The following is a 19240-nucleotide window of genomic DNA, read 5'->3' on the forward strand; positions in this document are numbered from 1 at the left end:
CCCCAATCCATGGGGCCGATCGCTATGGCACCATCCCTAATCCAGCCATCACTATACCTAACTCTTTAATCTATGGGTGACCAAAAAGGCACGCAATGTATAAATGTTATGGAAAGTTATGGAATTAGTTAGGGAAGGTTAACGAATAGGGAATTTGAGGTAAAAATGAGAAAAATCTGAGAAACACAGCATAACTGAAACTACTGAGACAAAAACTGAGACAAACCTGTTTAAGTTCTATGCTAGCAGGGCGGGTTTTTAACCTACAGTTCCCGACTCCCGACTCCCGACTCCCGACTCCCGACTCCCGACTCCCAACTCCCGACTCTCGACTCCCGACTCCCGACTCCCGACTCCCAACTCCCAACTCCCAACTCCCGACTCCCAACTCCCGACTCCCGACTCCCGACTCCCGACTCCCGACTCCCTGATCCGAAGTTACCTTTGCTACATGAGTTATCCTGTTGAGTTCAACCTGAGCCAAATCTAAGAAATTCCTGAGATTACTCTAAAAAAAAACAGACAACTCACCTGAGTTTCAGTTACTAAGATAAAAACTGAGGCAAAAACTGAGACTTTCGGTTTGTGAGTGTCAGGCACGATAGAAATATCGAGATTGAGCTAAGTGCCATGAAACACTAAAAGTTAGTTTTCCAGTAAGCATTCAGCTATCAGCTATCAGCTATCAGCTTATGCGCTATACCCACGGTTATTGAGGAGGAAACTGTTTTGAATAAAAGAGGTAAGCATTCGTTTAATCTCTGTTACGGAAAGCTATTCGCGTAGCGTGGCCATAGGCCAAACAGGTTTATTTTAAGCTAACGGCTGACAGCTGACGGCTGACAGCTGACGATTTTGGAAAACACCACATCATGTAATCGAGTCAAAAGGAGTCTCTTATGTCTCTTGGTAAAAATTATCGTTTGGCAAGAATTCTCAAAGGATTAGACAACTATTTTATAGTCCCAATTGACCACGGGTTTACACTAGGTCCGGTTAATGGTCTGGCAAAAGTTCATCAATTCATCAAATCGTTACCGGAGAAAACCATTAGTGCAATTGTTGCTCATCAAGGGATAGCTCGGGCAATCCATCCAGGTTTAATTCAGAAAGATATATCGTTAATTTTGCATCTTTCTGGGTCAACGAACCTATCTCCCGATCCATCTTCCAAACATCTAGTCAGTAGTGTTGAACAAGCCATTAAGCTTGGTGCAGATGGAGTTTCAATTCACGTTAATCTTGGGGCAAACGATGAATACCGTATGCTCAAAGATTTCAGCCAAATCTCAGCAGCCTGTCATCAATGGGGTATGCCATTGCTAGCAATGGTTTATGCACGAGGAGAGAAGATTAAAAATGAGTACGATGCAGATGCGATCGCTCACTCAACCAGATTGGCCTGGGAGCTAGGAGCAGATATTGTCAAGGTTAACTACACTGGCGATGTTCAATCGTTTAAACAAGTTGTTAATGCTGTTGACATCCCTGTGGTGGTTGCCGGAGGAGCAAAGAGCAATTCAGATAGCTCGATCTTATCGATGATCAAAGATGCCATCAGGGCTGGCGGTAAAGGCGTTGCTGTTGGTAGAAATATATTTCAACACAGTAATCCCTCATTCATTTCTCAAGAAATTGTCAAAGTTATCAGTAATCCCTATCAGGTTACCATCAAGGAGGTAGCGTAATGAAATTATCTTGGTTAGACCTCAGAAGCTTTAATGATGTTGACTATAAAGCGCTGTGTGGGTCTCTAAACTCTGATATCAATGGAGTGGTGGTTGATTCATCAAGTCCAGTCATAGATTGTCATGATTCTGTCTCTCGCATTGCTTTTGTAGACAGCCCAGAAGAAGCGGACGGATGTATCGAAAAGGCCGATATATTACTGTTTGATCATTCCTGGTATTCTCAAATAACTACTCAACCCGAAACCTACAAATCTCAAGCAGAAATCGGATTTTTTGTTCATGTGACCGACGACGAAACCTTACAAACTGCTTGTAAGATTGCTAGACAGGAAAAATGGGCTGTCATCTATTTTAAAGACCCCACAAAAATTCCTCTGGAAATCGTTTTAGCCTCAGCAGACAACACGGATGGGCAAATAATTACCGTTGTCAAAGATATTCAGGAAGCAGAAATTGTCCTGGGGGTCTTAGAAAAAGGGTCACATGGGGTCATGCTAACCCCTAACGGGATTATCGATGCCAGAGAGCTTGGGCAACTGTGTCGTAAGGCCAACAATTTGGAAGTTTCACTGGAAGAACTTGAAGTGACAAAAATTTCCCATATTGGAATGGGAGAACGGGCTTGTGTAGATACTTGTTCTAACTTTGCCAAAGATGAAGGTCTGCTGATTGGTTCTTATTCCCAAGGAATGATTTTAGTTAGCAGCGAGACCCATCCACTCCCCTACATGCCAACTCGTCCTTTCCGAGTCAATGCTGGTGCTATACATTCTTATTTAGTGTCTAGTGTTAGTCAAACTAATTATCTTAGTGAGCTGAGTTCAGGACACAAGGTGTTAGGGGTAAATTGTGATGGCAAGGCACGAGAAATAGTTGTAGGCAGGATGAAGATTGAAGTTCGTCCCCTACTCAGTATAGATGCAGTGTCTAAATCTGGAATTCCGGTAAATGTGATTGTCCAAGACGATTGGCATGTAAGAGTTCTTGGACCTGGTGGTAAAGTCCTGAATGTCACAGAATTGAAGCCTGGCGATAAGCTGCTTGGTCATACTGCGCCCAGTGGACGCCATGTTGGGCTTCCAGTTAAAGAGTCTTGTCTGGAAAAGTAAATAATATAGCGCTACGCGCAATGGCATTGGCAAGAGGCAAAAGGCAAAAGTTGAATAAAACAGCTTTTCAGCTTGTATCAATGTCCTAACTTTAATGCGTAGTGCTATATCAGATCCGGGAGTATCGATTACCAAAGAAACAACGATAAAGAACACTATCGAAACAACCGGACACGATATCACTTCCTTGGAAACAGTCAACATGTATTAGCAAGTAAGAGGGGATTTAAGAATGAGTAAATTACTGAGCTTAAATGACTATAAGCCAAAACAAAATAGGCAGAGTGAATCGACCTTAGGTTTTAAAGACAAATCCATTGAGATTAACTCAAGTAACCTTGAGGCAGAATCCGACTCTCAAGTTTGGGTAAAAGCCCCTGATATTCCTAACTCGATTCATTGTGAAGAAGCCCTTATTTTAGGTCGGGAATCTGAGAATACCTGGCTAGCTTGGATTCCCGATTATGGTGAGATTATCTTGTCTGATAGTGAACTGGCAAATTTGATTTGAATTGTCAAAAAAAAATCGGCATTATCGGCATGACATTATCTGTTAGGTAGTATAAATTATATTTCGACACGACTTTGGATTTAACCTCATGAACATTAACCCAACTATTTTGCCATTGTCCCAAAGACTTAAGTTATTCCTTGCCAAGCAATTAGGATGTGGAAATTTTCTCCATTACTCTGTTACTAATAACCCTTATCGAAACAATGATTTTTTGTTTTTGGAAAAACCTTTTCAAACATTCACAGGGGATACCATCAACAGTTTTAGTTTATCTTCCTTAAAAGAGGTTGTTGATAACTATGCCTCTTGGTACAGGAAATCTGGTGTTCGTGAGAATGATCCTGTTGCTATCTATTTAGACGATGGAATCGGTTACTTTATCCATTACTTAGCACTAAACAACCTCGGTGCTATTCCAGTTTTGGTAAACGGTCGTATGGATCCTGATATTGCTGCTGACTTTATCAGGCGTGTTGGTGCGATTGGTTTATATTCTGATCAGAAGCACCTCGATAGTATTAGTGGCTACGTCAAAACTAATGACTCATTAAAGTTTATTGCTACAGATGTAAACAATACATCTGTTCAGAGCTCAGAGATACAGCTTCCCCAGTGGTATCCATATTCTCCTACAGATTCTCATCCAATTATGATCTGTCATTCGTCTGGTACTACTGGAAAGCCTAAGCCAGTGATATTTGGGCATCAACAGTTTTTCTTTGGCAAACGAATTCGGCTGCTAAATTTCCCAGCTAGTCAATCCGATAAATTTTTGTTTGCCTTACCTAGTTCACATTCGGCGGGAATTAGCTACTTTATGACAGTAACCTTACTGGGATTACCCACTATGGTTTTGTCGGATTTATCTGGTAAAAATGCTATTACTCAAGCTGAAGAACTTAAACCGACTATAGTGGCAGCTTTTCCACAAACTTATGCCGACATGGCTTCCCAGGCTTTAGAAAAAGACCAATTGAGTTCTGTAAAAATGTGGATTAATACGGGAGATGCTGCCCATGAAGCTCATATCAGGACTCTGGTAAATGCTGGGAATTCTAAATCAGTCTTTATTGATGGTCTGGGTGCTTCAGAACTCGGCATGGCTTTGTTTAATAAAGTCTCTAGTCGCCAGACAAGCTTGTATAATCGATATATGGGTAAGCCACGCAGTTTTGTAAAAGCTGTAGTATTAGATGAGGAGGGAAATCTACTGCCACCCTATCAGGTAGGTTTCCTGGGTATTAAATCTCCAACTATTACACCAGGCTATTGGAATGATTCTAACCGCACCCTCAAAAGTTATAAACAAGGGTACTGGATTAGTGGGGATTTGGCTTATTATGATCAGGATAATAAATTTTTTCACGTGGATCGTTCCGTTGATGCTATTCAGTGCGCTAGGGGCTTAGTCAATACGTTACCCATCGAGGAATTAATTTTGAAGAACAACTCAGCTGTTGCTGATTGTACAATAATTGGGGTTCCTAAGGAAAAAGGCTTCGATGGTTTGGTGGCTTTTATCAAGCTGAAAGCACAAGAAAGTCTTAAAGCATCAGCTCTGATTACTGCTATCAATCATCAGCTATTGTATAACAATTTGGAACCATTGTCTTTCTTAGAAATTGTCAGTAATCTTCCTGTCGGTTCAACAGGAAAAGTCTTGAAAAGGAAGCTTCGCGATCAATATCAGGATATCCTAATTTGTGCTGAGCATAACTTAGATGGTAAAGGGCTTCATGATTTTGCTTATGCAGAGCTAACCAAAGTTCCAGTTAGGTCTTAAATTGTTGATAATTCCTAAGCTATCAGCTATCAGCTATCAGCTATCAGCTTATGGGCATAGAGCAAGGTACACCGAACAGCTTTTTAATAAGCGATGCAGCAAGGGAACAGGGGAGGCAGCGCGGTCTTGGGGGTCTCCCCCATGAGCGACTGCCGTGGTTTCCCCCATGAGCGACTGCATCAAGACAACAGGTAACCATTCGTTTAATCTGAGTGAAGTCACAGGCTGGAAGCCTGTGCCACAAAGCTGACGGCTGACCGCTGACGGCTGAATGCTTACTATAATTCACTGAACATTTTTTACTAAAATAAACTAGAAGGAGACTAGTCAATGGAAGCGGTTACTAAACAGCTGGTACCGGACAAACTACTGGAATTGGGGTTTGCTTTCTCGGCATCTAAGACATTCTTAAGTGCAGTGGAACTGGGAGTATTTACTGAACTCGCTCAGAGTTCTATGACTGCTGCTGAACTGACTGAAAAACTAGCACTTCATCCCCGTAGTGCGCGAGATTTTTTGGATGCACTAGTTGCCTTAAAAGTGTTAGAATTTTCTGATAACGGTTACAGTAACACTCCTGAAAGTGATTTGTTTCTTGACCGCTCCAAGCCTTCCTATATCGGTGGTTACCTAGAGATGTACAACAGCCGTCTCTATCGATTTTGGGGTTCATTAACAGAAGGGTTACGGAGCGGTCAACCCCAGAATGAAGCCAAAAATGGAGAAGACTTTTTCGGCACCCTTTACAGGGACCCTGCCCGCCTAAAACTCTTTCTGGAAGCAATGTCTGGGGTCAGTATGGGAGTAGCTAAGGCGATCGCTGAGAAATTTCCATGGGAGAAGTTTCAGACGTTTATCGATATCGGCACCGCTCAAGGGCAGTTACCAGTAACCGTTGCCCTAAGTCACGACCATTTACACGGAGGTGGGTTCGACTTGCCAGTGGTTCGCCCAATTTACGAGGAATATGTTGGTTCGAGAGGACTTAGCCAGCGATTACACTTCCATGGTGGTGACTTTTTCCAGGATATGCTGCCTAGTGCTGATGTTTTGGTAATGGGACAAATCCTGCATGACTGGAATCTAGAACAAAAGCACCTGTTAATTGCCAAAGCCTACGAAGTACTCCCGACCGGTGGTGCATTGATTGTCTACGACGCACTAATCGACGATCAGCGCTGCCAGAACACCTTTGGGTTACTCATGAGCCTAAATATGCTGATCGAGACCTTTGGGGGTTTCGACTACACAGGAGCAGACTGCTGTGCTTGGATGGACAAAGTAGGATTCAAAGATACTTACACTAAACCTCTTGTAGGAGCTTACTCAATGGCAGTAGGCATCAAATAATCCAATTACAGGTTAGCGGGTTACAGGTTAGCAGGTTAGCAGGTTAGCAGGTTAGCAGGTTAGCAGGTTAGCAGGTTAGCAGGTTACAGGTTGAAGGTTAGCAGGTTAGCAGGTTAGCAGGTTAGCAGGTTAGCAGGTTAGCAGGTTAGCAGGTTGAAGGTTAGCAGGTTAGCAGGTTAGCAGGTTAGCAGGTTAGCAGGTTAGCAGGTTATCAGCTTAGCCGGTTACAGGTTACTAGGTTACCAGGTTACCAGGTTAAAGGTTATATTCTGAACCTTGGCCTTTCGGCCACGCTACGCGAACAACCTCCAACCTTCAACCTTCAACCTTCAACCTTCAACCTCCAACCTTCAACCTTCAACCTCCAACCAAACAACCAAACAGGCAAACAACCAAACAACCAAACAGGCAAACAACCTTCAACTTAATTATGACCCATATTCTTCACATTGATGCTAGTCCCCGTGGCGATCGCTCTATTTCTCGGCAATTGTCTAATCGGTTTATTCAAACTTGGAAGTCTTTCTATCCAGATGACACTATCAGCTATCGAGATTTAGGTCATAATCCTGTCCCCCATGTCGATGAAAAGTGGATTGCTGGAGCATTTTGTCCTCCCGAAAAACGCACTCCTGAATTGGTAGAGGCAATTAAAGTATCAGATACTTTGGTGGATGAATTTTTAGCAGCAGATCGCTATGTTTTCGGCATTCCCATGTACAACTTCAATGTTCCATCTACCTTCAAAGCTTATATCGATCAAATTGTCCGATTTAATCGCACCTTTACCTTTGACGAACCTGGTCAATATCGGGGCTTAGTTCCTAAGGGAAAGAAAATGCTAATTTTTACAGCTCGTGGTGGTAGTTTCTCTCCAGGAACACCTAGTGCTGATTACGATTATCAGGAGCCTTTTTTACGGGCTATATTTGGAGTGATTGGCATTACAGATATCACGTTTATTCATGCCGAAAAACTAGATTTAGGGGAAGAAGCCCGTCAGCAATCTTTGGCCAATGCCCGTGCTGAGCTTGAGAAAGCAGTAGGAACTTGGTAAGCTGTCACGCATTAAATTGTGAAGGTCGGCTGATGGGGAGATGGGGAGATGGGGAGAGGGTAGACCGGCTTTTTCACAAGTGGATCGGACTGAAATTTAAATGCATATTAGCTTAATCAAGTCAAAAGTCAAGTTTTGTAATTTTACCAATTGAGGTATTTAAATGGAAGCAAGATTGGAACTAAAAAAAGTTGAGCCAGCAGCTTATCTAGCTATGAATTCATTGGAAAATTATGTGAATAAAAGTGGCTTAGATAAAACACTTATCAAGTTACTAAAAATCCGAGCTTCTCAGCTTAATAAATGTGCGTTTTGTATCGATATGCATACAAAAGAAGCCAGAAGTAATGGAGAAACAGAACAACGGATATATGCCCTAAATGCTTGGCAAGAAACGCCGTTTTTTAGCCCGGAAGAGCGGGCTGTATTAGAGCTAACTGAAGCAGTGACTCTGATTTCAGATAATCAGGTACCGAATTCAGTTTATGAAAAGGTAAGTCGCTATTTTTCGGAAACTGAAATAGCTAAACTTTTGATGGCTATTGTCACGATCAATGGGTGGAATCGTATTGCTATTACTACAAAAATGATTCCAGGTACCTATTAGAGGGTGGTAAGCTATCAGCTATCAGCTATCAGCTATCAGCTATCAGCTATCAGCTATCAGCTATCAGCTATCAGCTATCAGCTATCAGCTATCAGCTATCAGCCTATGCGCTACGCGCACGCTGCTTGAGGTGCTATCAGCTATCAGCTAATGCGCTACTTGAGATGCTACTTGAGCTGCTATTAGCTATTAGCTATCAGCCAAAGAAGTTTATTTTAAGCTGACCGCTGACTGCTGACTGCTGACCGCTGACTGCTTACAGAGGGTGTTTGTAAATAAAATGTGCTTTGCTTTTATTAAACTCTAACTAAAGAGGTAGTTTAAACCATGACTAATAGTACAGCATTGAAAACATCAGTTTGTATTTTAGGTTCAGGTCCAGCTGGCATTGTAGTTGGTAATATCCTTCTACAAAATGGGATTGATTGTATCATTGCGGATAGATACAACCGCGAGGAAATATACACGAGGGCGCGAGCAGGTGTACTGGAAAGCACGACAGTTGACCTACTCAAAAAACATGGTCTAGCGGATACAATTTTCCAAAATGGCTATACCCATGATACCTGTGAATTTCGTTACCCTGATTACAGCGTTGTCTTTGATTACGGCAAGTTAGCTGATGGGGATGTCCATTACATTTATCCCCAAAGCGATCTCAATGACGATCTGATCCAAAGATATCTGGATGCAGGTGGTAAGTTACTGTTACGCCATGAGGGGAAAAAAATTACTCAAACCGATGACGGCGTCATTGTTGAGTGTTACGATAAAGATGGTGACACCACGATCACGATTCATGCTGATTTTGTAGCAGGGTGTGATGGCTATCATGGACTCTCGCGCCAATCAATTCCAGACGGAGCGGTAGACATCTACACAAAACAGCATCCCTACGGCTGGCTGGCAATTTTAGCTTACGCACCACCTTCTGCAAAACATGTCATCTATGGCTTGCATCATGATGGCTTTGGAGCTCACATGCCGCGCAATAGCAAGATTTCTCGTTACTATTTACAAGTTCCACTCCATGATGAGGTTACAAATTGGCCTGATCAACGCATCTGGAGTACCTTGGCAAAGCGTCTGGCGAAAAAGGGATGGACCTTGAAAGAAGGGGAAATCTTTGACAAGCGGATTTTATCCATGCGCAGTTATGTTATGGAGCCGTTACAGTACCAACGGTTATTGATAGCTGGTGATGCGGGTCACATTATTACACCTTGCGGCGGTAAAGGTTTAAATCTGGCGGTACAGGATGCGGGTGTTCTTGGAGAAGTATTGGTAAGTTACTACCAGGAAAAACGGGATATTTCTTACCTTAAACGCTACTCGGAAATTCGTTTGCCCTATATTTGGCGTGCTCAAGAATTCTCTTGTTCGATGTTGCATATGCTGCATAAGTCTGAAGAGAAGGATGTAGATAATGTCCGTTTCTTCAATAAGTTGAGTGAATCGAAATTGAAGCAATTGTCTACATCGGCAACATTTGCTAGGGATTTTGCTAGAAACTATGTCGGTATTATTTAGCAAAGGGAGTAGGGAGTAGGGAGTAGGGAGTAGGGAGTAGGGAATAAAATTATCACAATTCATTGAGGACACCTATCTCAGAGGATATCTGAAAAGTTTTTTGATACTGAATTTTGCCCCCCTAGCCCCCCAATTCTGGGGGGAACAAGAATCAATTTGTTGCTAAAAGTCCCTTCCGGTGCGCTTTCCAATGGGCGAGTAAATCGCCCTTGGGTCGCACCGCAAAATTGGGGGATTTAGGGGGCTTGAATGTAGCAAATGAGACTTCTCAGACAACCTCTCAGAGGTATACAGAATTTTTTTCCTGTCTTGATGAATTGCCTCACTATTATCTCTTCTCTGTTCCCTGCTCCCTGCTCCCTGCTCCCTGCTCCCTCAAAAAATGTGCCTCACCCAATTAAACAACTCTATAGGTTATTAAGGAGACCAATCATGAAGATTATCGAAATGCAAAATTATAAGACTTTCGACTATTACGCTCAGCTGGAAGAACAACTTAAACCAAGCCGTATGGCTCTGATCAATCACCCGCTTTACCAACAGTTAAATGACTTGGTATCTCTACAGATATTTATGGAGTCTCACGTGTTTGCTGTTTGGGATTTTATGTCTCTGATTAAGACTCTTCAACACCGAGTCACTTGCTTGGATGTACCTTGGGTGCCACCGACAGATATTAATTCTGCCAGGATGGTCAATGAGATTGTTTTAGCTGAAGAAACTGATGAAGTATCACCAGGAAATTACATCAGTCACTATGATCTCTATATGGTGGCGATGACAGAGATTGGGGCTGATACTAATCCAATTAAAACGTTTATCTCTTCTCTTCGCAAAGGTATTCCAGCTGACCAAACTCTAGCCTATATTTCGATACCTGAATTAACCAAAACGTTTGTTAAATTCACTTTGGAAACTACTACTAAGTCAACTCATGAAGTAGCTGCCGCTTTTCTACTAGGTCGAGAAGATATCATTCCTGCTATGTTCAGACAGGTTATTGCTACTTTAGATAGTCTCTATGGATTTACTTGGGATTCTTTGCGTCTCTATCTAGACAGGCATAATTTTCTGGATGAGGATCAACATGTTCCGATGGGGAAAAAACTCTTAAAAAATCTTTGTGGTGATGATCCTGTGAAGTGGGAGCAAGCTTTCAACTCTGCTGAGAATGCTCTCAAAGCACGCTATGCTCTATGGGATGGTGTAGCTGAGTTGATTCAGGTCAACAAAGAGAATGATATAGCGCTGCTTGAGATGTAATAAGGCGGTTTGCAATTGCTGTTAGGTACAAAGTTCTGGGTTTTTAGGGAACAGGGAACAGGGAACAGGGAAAACAATCCTGTGTACCTAATAGTTATGCAAACCGCCATAGTTAACAAGGAACTTCGGAACAGGGAAGGGTCATCAAACTCAGGTTATTATAGGGCTCAATCGCTCTTTCATACTGTTCCCTTGCCCGAAGTTTTTTGTTACATATTTATAGTAAAAATATTTTGATAATAAATCCTTATATTAGCCATTAATAAAGCAATAAAATATATTTTATTGCTTTATTAAAATCAATTTAAAATTAATACTTTATCTGAGGCTAAATCATGCTAATTATCCAAAAGTATGGTGGTACGTCGGTTGGGTCAGTTGAAAGAATTAAAGCCGTTGCCCGGCGGGTGAAGCAAACAGTCCAAAATAATAATAATGTGGTGGTAGTGGTTTCGGCGATGGGTAAAACCACTGATGACTTGCTCAGTTTATCGAAGGCAGTCTCGACTAATCCCAGTCGCCGGGAGATGGATATGCTTCTGTCTACTGGAGAACAAGTATCAATTGCTTTGCTGAGTATGGCATTGCAGGAATTGGGACAACCGGCTATTTCTTTAACTGGGGCACAAGTAGGGATTATCACTGATGCTGAACACGGTCGTGCCAGGATTTGGGAAATTCAGCCAAAGCGAATTCAGCACTATCTTAATCAAGGAACAGTGGTAGTTGTAGCTGGATTTCAGGGTATGAGCAGTGGTGATAACTTTGAAATTACTACTCTAGGACGTGGCGGTTCAGATATATCAGCTGTGGCGTTAGGGGCTGCCTTACAAGCAAATTTGTGCGAAATTTATACTGATGTTCCAGGCATTTTTACAACTGATCCTCGGATTGTACCAGAGGCACAATTAATCCCAGAAATTACTTGTGATGAAATGCTAGAGTTAGCAAGTTTAGGGGCAAAGGTGCTACATCCTAGGGCGGTAGAGATTGCTCGTAATTATGGGGTACCTTTGGTTGTACGTTCAAGCTGGAACAATGCACCAGGAACTAGGATAATTTCTCCGATACCTAAACCTCGTTCTCTGAAAGGGTTGGAGATTAACAAGGCAGTATATGGGGTAGAATTAGAGACAAATCAAGTAAAAGTAGTCCGATGGCAAGGGCGGGATCGTTTAGGGGTAGCGGCAGGGTTATTTGGTGAAATTGCTCGTGACAATCTGGATGTTAATCTGATAATTCAGTCAATTCAGGAGGACGATGGTAAAGATATTGCGTTGACGGTAGTGAACAGAGGTTTGGATCAAGCTGAGACTTTAGCAGCGGCAGTGAGTGAAAGTAAACTTAAAAAGCTGATTACTTCTGCTTTATACGGGGGGGCTTGGCAAGGGTCAGAAGAGCTAGAGGTGATGGTAGAGCAGAACATGGCAACAGTGGCAATTACTGGGACTGGTATGATTGGACGTCCTGGGGTTGCAGCTAAAATGTTTTCTACTCTAGCAGAGGCGGGAGTTAATATTGAGATGATTTCTACCTCTGAGTTGAAGATCACTTGTGTGATTAATGCTGAGGTATGCGATCGCGCTGTTGCTGCTTTGTGTCAGGCTTTTGAGATTGATCGTTCTGTAGTGCTCGGACCTGATTCAATTCAGGAGTTTGCTACCAGTTCAACCCCATCCCCAGTATCCGGTGCTGTGGTTGATCTCAACCAAGCTTGTATCACAATTCACCATGTCCGAGATCAACCGGGAATGGCAGCAAAAGTCTTTGGACGACTGGCACAGGAAAATATTAGTGTTGATATGATTATTCAGTCTCAACGCTGTCATAGGCTTAATGGTATCCCCACCTGTGATATTGCGTTTACGGTGGCCCAAGCTGATGCCGAAGCAGCATCCATGGCTTTAAAAGCGTTAGCACTAAGTATTGGTTGTGGGGAGATTCTAGTGGATACAGAAATCGCTAAAGTTAGTCTAGTTGGGGGTGGTATGGTGGCACAACCAGAGGTTGTGGCTCAGTTTTTTGAGGCATTAGCACAACAGCAAATAACTATTCAGATGATTACAAGTTCGGACACTAAAATTAGTTGTGTGGTTGCTCAAGAGGAAGGAGTTAAGGCTTTAAATGCGGTGCATAAGGGGAGCATCCCGTTGGTTAAAAACTATCCCCAAACCCTAAAGGGTTTGGCTACACCAGCAAAGCCTAGCTACGCAGGCTAATCAGCAGGCTAATTAGTCGGACACAATTATAGCGCTACGCGCAAGGCAAGAGGCAAGAGGCAAGAGGCAAAAGTTGACGTGCATTAGCGCAGGTGCGCTTGACCCATTAAGAATTAAATTCGCCACGGGTCGCACTTTTTCAGCTTTTATCAATGTCAAACACCTTAATGGGTAGTGCTATACTTCAAAAAATCCGGCAAAAATTAGGCAAAAATTAGGCAAAAATTAGGCAAAAATCAGGAGAAGACAACCATGATCAAACTTTATGATTACCAGCTATCTGGCAATTGCTACAAAGTGCGGCTAATGCTGTCACTACTTGGGTTAGAACACGAGACTGTCTGGGTTGACCTGGACAATGGTGAACACAAATCTCCCGAGTTTCTGGAATTGAATTCCTTTGGACAAGTGCCAGTTCTCACCGATGGAGATTTAGTCTTTCAGGATGCCCAAGCTATTTTAGTATATCTAGCACGGCGCTATGGTGACGAAGACTGGCTGCCTTTGGAGCCTGAAGCCATGAGTCGAGTGATGCGCTGGCTATCTACAACTGCAGGAGAGATTCGCCAGGGTCCAGAGTTTGCTAGACTTTATTACAAGTTTAATGTACAAACCGTTAACATAGAGGTCGCAACACAAAAGTCGGAAACTATCCTGACACTGCTCGACAACCACCTCAGTGATCGGGAATGGCTGGAACTAGGTCACCCCACAATTGCGGATATTGCTTGCTTTCCCTATGTTAGTCTCTCACCAGACGCCAAGATTTCTCTAGATGCTTACCCCAATGTGCTGTCTTGGATGGAGCGGATTAGGCAATTACCAGGCTACATTGCGATCGCATAGCGTGACCGTAGGTCAATCGCGTAGCGTGACCGTAGGTCAATCGCATAATTTCCTCCCCACCATCAGTCTGTAACTGAATCACCTCTATGGCGCTAGCGGTATCTTTTCCAGGTAAGTTTAGGACAGCTATTACTTGGCAAATTCCGGTATTTATTGGTAAAAGCCGTAAGTGTATCCATCTTTTCGGTGTATTGCCGATATATCTTGAGGTTTACAGCTTTTGTACCCTTTCATTCCTAACGGGGTAAATCCAAAACTTCCTTTACTTCTGGGAGTAACTTTGCCTATCCCTAGTTTTTGATGTTTGGCTATGTCTCCGGTTACCCAGCCTTTAATTGGCTTCAATGGGTTATGTCTAATGGGGTAGCCGTACTTGTTGAGTGCCGCTTTTTGCCTTCCTCCTTGCCCAAAGCAGGTTACTAGAAGAGGTTGAGAGGTTATCAAAGTTAAAGTCTCAATATCCCCAACACAAGCGGCATCAATAAGCGTGCTGTTTAGGGAGTCCTAGCTTCGTTCGGTTGTACTTAGTTTGTGCTCCCGTCCCAGTTACTACTGGTCTTACACTTTGGAGCATTTTTACTAGCTTTTTACGGGTTGCATTAACCGCCGCCGCATCCTTTAGGGGCTGTTTAGCTTTAGTCTTAATCTTCTGAAGTAGACTTGGCTTCTTTTTTAGAAAATCCTCTATAGGCTTATTTCCTTTTCGTTGGTTGCACTTTTTGCAAGCCAAACAAAGATTACTTACGCAATCGCTTCCTCCTTTCGATTTTGGATGGATATGTTCAATCTGCAAGGGGACATTTTGCTTTCCACAATAGGTACATTCCCTTTCCCATTTTTCAAGCAAATACTCTCTGACTTCATAGCCAGCTAGTTCCCCCTGCTGATACTCAACGCCACTAATTTCAGGATTCTGCATTTTTTGGGTATCAAACTTAACTCTTTCAACCCAAATCTCATTGACCGGACAGAATTTTATCAATCGTTTTACCCAAGTCTGGGTAGTCAGAATTCTGTGCTCTAGGCTAGGGGGCAGCCATCCCTGTGGGCGTCTACGGTTAAGGAATCTAGGTTTTCTGTAGCGGGTGTGGCGATTGCGCCTTCCGCTTCTTACAGCTCTTCTAGACTCTAGTTTTTTCTTGATTAATCCTCCTCTGTGTTCTAATTCCATCCCCCAAATAACTTGACCATTTTGGACTAAGGCAAATCCAGTTACCTTGCTGCCAGGATCGATCTTGATTTGACAGGGTGAGATAGTTGGATCATCGATCGCCGTTTTTAGGATGATTGTGAATGGATACATCCTAAAGACCGCCGCTTTACCTTTTTTCAATAATCGGCGTGCTTTCTTTGGCGAAATGGGATTTAGTGGTCGTTTGTTAGTGTCAATGATAAATACGTAATTTTGCATTTTTAGTGCGTCTCAAGTCGGTTATGTGTTCCTCGGCAATGTTGAAATGGCTTGTTAGGCTAACCACACATTTTGCCTTCACCTTAATGATTAGCGACAGAGCCAGGAACTGGAGGTCATTCCTGGGTGTCATAACCAAATCAACGTAGGACTCAATCCTTAGCCTGCATCCTAGTTGGCAATTCCAGGAGTTACCGGGAATTACCAAGGCTTAAACTAGGAGGTAGTATGCTGAATCTAGCGCCATTTATAGCATTTTCATTTATATTTCAGAACAATTCCGCAACACAATACAGTATCGACGAGGACGACTGATTATCCCTTCTTCCTCAAACTGCTTGATCAGCCTGGTGATGGTTACTCGTGTGGTGCCAATCATCTCAGCTAGTTCTTGATGGGTCACTGGTATATCAATAAGTTGCCCACTACAGACGGGACGACCGAACTTCCGGGCTAACCAACTCAAAAATTGTTGCAAACGCTGAGAGACTCTTGGGGTTCTAATGATACACAGCAACTCTTCTGTCTGTCGCAGATGGCAAACAATAGCCTCGGATAAGCGGTAAGACTGAGACAAAGACAGACATTGCGCTTTAACCCTAGTCAAACACTCGATCTCGTAAGTTTGCAAGTTAGACAAAGATTTCCCCACTACATCCCCAGCTCCCCAATATCCTAATGTAATTACCGTGCCTTCGTCATTCCAGGTCAAGGTTTTCACCACACCCTGTTGAACTACCCATAGTTTATCGGGTTCGAGAGCAATCAAGTCATGGCGCTTAAAGACATGAACAGATGGCTTGAACCTAGTGCTGACAGGGTTCTGAGTCACTAACGATTGCTCTGATCCCTTACCAAATCTCCGAATTGTCATGATTCTTAATAAAAATAGGTTTCATTTTCCTTAAGCAGTAGTGTAAGCTATTCCAAGTAGCTATTGAATATATTTTGCAATAAAAGCCTAGGAGGTGTAGTATAGTGGCAAACATTGCTGAGAGTTCCCGATTAGTAGAGGGAGAGTATGGTTGGTGGGCAGGTAACGCTCGCCTGACGGAGTTATCCGGGAAGTTATTGGGGGCTCATGTTGCCCATGCTGGTCTAATCGTCTTCTGGGCCGGAGCAATAACCCTGTTTGAACTATCCTGCTTCAATCCTGCCAAACCGATGTACGAACAAGGCTTAATCCTGCTGCCCCACTTAGCAGCTCAAGGCTGGGGCGTTGGTGCTGGGGGAGCTATAGTGGATACTTACCCCTACTTTGTGATTGGTGTTTTGCACCTGATCTCTTCAGCATTTCTCGGCGTTGGTGGTATCTTCCACGCCCTCCGAGGTCCGGAAACTTTGGAAGAAAGCTCTGGCTTCTTTGGGTATAGCTGGGCAGATGGGGACAAAATGACCACTATCATCGGCATTCACCTGATTCTACTGGGATTTGGAGCTTTCCTACTGGTGGCTAAAGCTATGGCGTTTGGGGGGTTGTACGATCCAGCAGTGGAGAATGTGCGAGTCATTAACAACCCTACTCTCAATCCAGCAGTGATTTTCGGTTATCTGTTTGGTACTGTGGGCAAGAACTGGATTGCTGGAGTGAGTAACCTAGAGGATGTAGTTGGTGGTCATATTTGGGTTGGTCTGCTGTGTATTGGCGGTGGCTTTTGGCACATCAAGACTCAACCATCTGAGTGGACACGGGGTCTTTTTATTTGGTCTGGAGAAGCCTATCTTTCCTACAGCTTGGGCGCTTTGGCGCTGATGGGCTTTATCGCCGCGTACTTCTGCGCTGTTAACACCGTAGTCTACCCAGAAGTTTTTTATGGACCTGCCTTATCGGTTAAGTTGGGTGTTTTCCCCTACTTTGCCGATCCTAACTCTAGCTCCCTTTCTTGCCGGAGTTGGTTAGCTAATGCTCACTTCTTCCTTGGGTTTTTCTTCCTCCAAGGTCATATTTGGCATGCTTTGCGAGCAGCTGGCTTTGATTTTGGCCGGGGTCAGGTAGTTGAGAATGCGATCGCATCTGAAGCTACTACCTAAATTCAGCTTAATGCAATTAATTCTAATAAAGTGTGTATATAATAGCACTTTATTGACCAAATCAAAATGCAAATAATTCTCAAAGAGGTACATCAATGACAGCAGTAATTGCTGATAGTCCCAACCAAGGCCAAATCTCAAAAGTCGGCTGGTGGGCTGGTAATGCTCGTTTTATTGAATTATCCGGTAAGTTGCTAGGCGCTCATATTGCCCATGCTGGTTTGATAGTCCTGTGGGCGGGAGCAATGACCCTGTTTGAACTATCTCGCTACAACCCTGACGTGCCGATGTATGACCAGGGATTAATCTTGTTGCCCCACCTGGCTTCGTTAGGTTTAGGTGTTGGGTCTGGTGGTCAAATTATCGACACCTATCCCTATTTTGTGGTTGGGGTCTTGCATTTGATTTCCTCAGCAGTGCTCGGAGCTGGAGGACTTTATCATTCCCTGCTTACTCCAGATAAATTAACCAAAGATGGCACCTTTGTTGGTTTCTTTGGCTATGACTGGAAAGACTCCGACAAGATGACCACCATTATCGGGATTCACCTAATCCTTTTGGGGGTTGGTGCTTGGCTGTTGGTAGCTAAAGCCATGTTTTGGGGTGGACTATTTGACCCCTGGGCGAGTGGGGGTGGCAATGTACGAGTGATTACCGATCCCACCCTTAGCCCTGTCAAAATTTTTGGCTACTTAATTGGTGCATCGGGTTCAGAAGGCATGGCAGCCGTGAAGAATTTAGAAGATGTGGTTGGCGGTCACATCTGGATTGGTTCGATCTGCATTGCTGGTGGTTTCTGGCACATCTTAACCAAGCCATTTAACTGGGCACGTGAGGTTTTGGTTTATTCCGGGGAAGCTTATCTCTCCTATAGCTTAGGGGCGCTCGCCTACATGGGAATTTTTGCCGCCTACTTTGTCATGGTCAATGACACAGTTTATCCGGAAGTGTTCTATGGTCCAGTAGGAACTTTAGAATCCAGTGATGGCATCGTGTCTGCTCGCGGTTGGTTGGCAGCATTCCACTTTGTCTTTGCGGTGTTGTTTCTGTTCGGTCATATCTGGCATGCTATCCGGGCGCGAGGAGCAGAAGCTGGTTTTGACTTCAAAAAAGGTGAGCTGATTATCCCTCGGAGTAATCCCCAAGTTGGTGACTTAGCAACCCCAATTAACTCCTCAGATCTCAGCCTTAACTTCCTCAAAAACCTACCTATTTACCGTCCCGGTCTTTCTCCCCTGTCCAGGGGTCTAGAAATTGGCATGGCTCATGGGTATTTTATCTTTGGTCCGTTTGCCAAATTAGGACCGTTGCGGGATTCAGAGATGGCAAACTTAGCTGGTGTAACAGCAGCCATTGCTCTGATTGTAATCGCGACCATCGGCCTATCAATATACGGTACAGTCACCTTTAAGAAAGAGCTAAAAACTGTACCTCGACCCACATTCGTTACCAGGGTGCCCGAGGTACCAGAAACTATCCAAACTGCTGACGGATGGAGTCAGTTTGCTGGAGCTTTTCTAGTTGGTGGCGCTGGAGGAGCGATTTTTGCCTATCTGCTGGTCAATAACCTAAGTATGATTCAGGGCATGATGGGTTAAAATAGTTGCTAAGAAGTCTCAACAAATGCTAGAGTAATTAATGGAGCATTCTATACGCTTCTTAAAACAGGAGCTGTCTGGGGCTAGGAAGCGATGTCAACCCTAACCCCATTATCTCTTTTCCCTAGCTTAGATATAACTAACGGTTCATCCGTCCCATAGTGACAGCCAGGTTAAGTGCAACCTTGACCTAAACTATGGCAACAGAAAATAATCCCTCCTTTTGGTCTC

17 protein-coding genes and 1 pseudogene are annotated in these 19240 nt (G+C 43.5%); 16 read left to right on the plus strand and 2 right to left on the minus strand.

Annotation, left to right across the window (positions count from 1 at the left end; all coding sequences use genetic code 11):
* Positions 1-239 precede the first annotated feature (239 nt).
* The 14 genes from F6J90_RS10580 (at position 240) to F6J90_RS10645 (ending at position 13969) form a co-directional block, all read left to right on the plus strand.
* Complete coding sequence (locus tag F6J90_RS10580; RefSeq protein WP_293092778.1) at positions 240-431, plus strand: hypothetical protein; 192 nt, start codon at positions 240-242, stop codon at positions 429-431.
* Positions 432-899: 468 nt separating this feature from the next.
* Entirely contained in the window at positions 900-1688 is a 789-nt protein-coding gene (locus tag F6J90_RS10585; RefSeq protein WP_293092780.1) for a 2-amino-3,7-dideoxy-D-threo-hept-6-ulosonate synthase, read from the plus strand.
* Positions 1688-2800, plus strand: a complete 1113-nt coding sequence (locus F6J90_RS10590) for a 3-dehydroquinate synthase II family protein (protein ID WP_293092782.1) — start codon at positions 1688-1690, stop codon at positions 2798-2800. The genes F6J90_RS10585 and F6J90_RS10590 overlap by 1 nt, the downstream gene beginning before the upstream one ends.
* A gap of 232 nt (positions 2801-3032) precedes the next feature.
* A complete protein-coding gene (locus tag F6J90_RS10595; RefSeq protein ID WP_293092784.1) occupies positions 3033-3311 on the plus strand; it encodes a hypothetical protein in 279 nt (92 codons plus the stop codon).
* Between the two features lie 88 nt (positions 3312-3399).
* Complete coding sequence (locus F6J90_RS10600) at positions 3400-5097, plus strand: class I adenylate-forming enzyme family protein (protein ID WP_293092786.1); 1698 nt, start codon at positions 3400-3402, stop codon at positions 5095-5097.
* A 330-nt stretch (positions 5098-5427) separates the two neighbouring features.
* Positions 5428-6447, plus strand: a complete 1020-nt coding sequence (locus F6J90_RS10605) for a methyltransferase (RefSeq protein ID WP_293092788.1) — start codon at positions 5428-5430, stop codon at positions 6445-6447.
* A gap of 276 nt (positions 6448-6723) precedes the next feature.
* Positions 6724-6900: a hypothetical protein gene (locus tag F6J90_RS10610; protein WP_293092790.1), complete on the plus strand. Its 177-nt coding sequence runs from the start codon at positions 6724-6726 to the stop codon at positions 6898-6900.
* Complete coding sequence (locus tag F6J90_RS10615) at positions 6878-7504, plus strand: FMN-dependent NADH-azoreductase (RefSeq protein ID WP_293092792.1); 627 nt, start codon at positions 6878-6880, stop codon at positions 7502-7504. The genes F6J90_RS10610 and F6J90_RS10615 overlap by 23 nt, the downstream gene beginning before the upstream one ends.
* A gap of 163 nt (positions 7505-7667) precedes the next feature.
* On the plus strand, positions 7668-8111 hold the full coding sequence (locus F6J90_RS10620) for a carboxymuconolactone decarboxylase family protein (protein WP_293092794.1): 444 nt from the start codon (positions 7668-7670) through the stop codon (positions 8109-8111).
* Between the two features lie 327 nt (positions 8112-8438).
* Positions 8439-9641, plus strand: a complete 1203-nt coding sequence (locus F6J90_RS10625) for a 4-hydroxybenzoate 3-monooxygenase (protein ID WP_293092796.1) — start codon at positions 8439-8441, stop codon at positions 9639-9641.
* 209 nt (positions 9642-9850) lie between these two features.
* Positions 9851-10042, plus strand: coding sequence for a hypothetical protein (locus F6J90_RS10630; protein ID WP_293092798.1), 192 nt, complete (start codon positions 9851-9853; stop codon positions 10040-10042).
* 31 nt (positions 10043-10073) lie between these two features.
* Entirely contained in the window at positions 10074-10904 is an 831-nt protein-coding gene (locus F6J90_RS10635) for a DUF3050 domain-containing protein (protein ID WP_293092800.1), read from the plus strand.
* Positions 10905-11239: 335 nt separating this feature from the next.
* The gene (locus F6J90_RS10640; protein ID WP_366513739.1) at positions 11240-13123 is read left to right on the plus strand and encodes an aspartate kinase; all 1884 of its coding nucleotides are present in this window, start codon (positions 11240-11242) and stop codon (positions 13121-13123) included.
* 252 nt (positions 13124-13375) lie between these two features.
* The gene (locus F6J90_RS10645) at positions 13376-13969 is read left to right on the plus strand and encodes a glutathione S-transferase family protein (protein ID WP_293092802.1); all 594 of its coding nucleotides are present in this window, start codon (positions 13376-13378) and stop codon (positions 13967-13969) included.
* A gap of 150 nt (positions 13970-14119) precedes the next feature.
* Here F6J90_RS10645 and iscB read toward each other — a convergent pair.
* Both iscB and F6J90_RS10655 read right to left on the minus strand, forming a co-directional pair.
* Positions 14120-15380 (minus strand): annotated as a pseudogene (iscB, locus tag F6J90_RS10650) (RNA-guided endonuclease IscB).
* 262 nt (positions 15381-15642) lie between these two features.
* The gene (locus F6J90_RS10655; RefSeq protein ID WP_293092804.1) at positions 15643-16254 is read right to left on the minus strand and encodes a Crp/Fnr family transcriptional regulator; all 612 of its coding nucleotides are present in this window, start codon (positions 16252-16254) and stop codon (positions 15643-15645) included.
* Between the two features lie 104 nt (positions 16255-16358).
* Here F6J90_RS10655 and F6J90_RS10660 point away from each other — a divergent pair, with 104 nt between their 5' ends.
* Both F6J90_RS10660 and F6J90_RS10665 read left to right on the plus strand, forming a co-directional pair.
* Positions 16359-17411: a chlorophyll a/b binding light-harvesting protein gene (locus F6J90_RS10660; protein WP_293092806.1), complete on the plus strand. Its 1053-nt coding sequence runs from the start codon at positions 16359-16361 to the stop codon at positions 17409-17411.
* Between the two features lie 95 nt (positions 17412-17506).
* Positions 17507-19009: a chlorophyll a/b binding light-harvesting protein gene (locus tag F6J90_RS10665; RefSeq protein WP_366513740.1), complete on the plus strand. Its 1503-nt coding sequence runs from the start codon at positions 17507-17509 to the stop codon at positions 19007-19009.
* Positions 19010-19240: the final 231 nt, after the last annotated feature.

The sequence above is a fragment of the Moorena sp. SIOASIH genome (assembly GCF_010671925.1).
Lineage (GTDB): Bacteria > Cyanobacteriota > Cyanobacteriia > Cyanobacteriales > Coleofasciculaceae > Moorena.

Coding starts and splice junctions, on each gene's coding strand:
- F6J90_RS10595 (WP_293092784.1), top strand. CDS start 3,033: ATGAGTAAATTACTGAGCTTAAATGACTATAAGCCAAAACAAAATAGG.
- F6J90_RS10665 (WP_366513740.1), top strand. CDS start 17,507: ATGACAGCAGTAATTGCTGATAGTCCCAACCAAGGCCAAATCTCAAAA.
- F6J90_RS10635 (WP_293092800.1), top strand. CDS start 10,074: ATGAAGATTATCGAAATGCAAAATTATAAGACTTTCGACTATTACGCT.
- F6J90_RS10655 (WP_293092804.1), bottom strand. CDS start 16,254: ATGACAATTCGGAGATTTGGTAAGGGATCAGAGCAATCGTTAGTGACT.
- F6J90_RS10640 (WP_366513739.1), top strand. CDS start 11,240: ATGCTAATTATCCAAAAGTATGGTGGTACGTCGGTTGGGTCAGTTGAA.
- F6J90_RS10605 (WP_293092788.1), top strand. CDS start 5,428: ATGGAAGCGGTTACTAAACAGCTGGTACCGGACAAACTACTGGAATTG.
- F6J90_RS10585 (WP_293092780.1), top strand. CDS start 900: ATGTCTCTTGGTAAAAATTATCGTTTGGCAAGAATTCTCAAAGGATTA.
- F6J90_RS10625 (WP_293092796.1), top strand. CDS start 8,439: ATGACTAATAGTACAGCATTGAAAACATCAGTTTGTATTTTAGGTTCA.
- F6J90_RS10590 (WP_293092782.1), top strand. CDS start 1,688: ATGAAATTATCTTGGTTAGACCTCAGAAGCTTTAATGATGTTGACTAT.
- F6J90_RS10620 (WP_293092794.1), top strand. CDS start 7,668: ATGGAAGCAAGATTGGAACTAAAAAAAGTTGAGCCAGCAGCTTATCTA.
- F6J90_RS10615 (WP_293092792.1), top strand. CDS start 6,878: ATGACCCATATTCTTCACATTGATGCTAGTCCCCGTGGCGATCGCTCT.
- F6J90_RS10600 (WP_293092786.1), top strand. CDS start 3,400: ATGAACATTAACCCAACTATTTTGCCATTGTCCCAAAGACTTAAGTTA.
- F6J90_RS10645 (WP_293092802.1), top strand. CDS start 13,376: ATGATCAAACTTTATGATTACCAGCTATCTGGCAATTGCTACAAAGTG.
- F6J90_RS10580 (WP_293092778.1), top strand. CDS start 240: ATGCTAGCAGGGCGGGTTTTTAACCTACAGTTCCCGACTCCCGACTCC.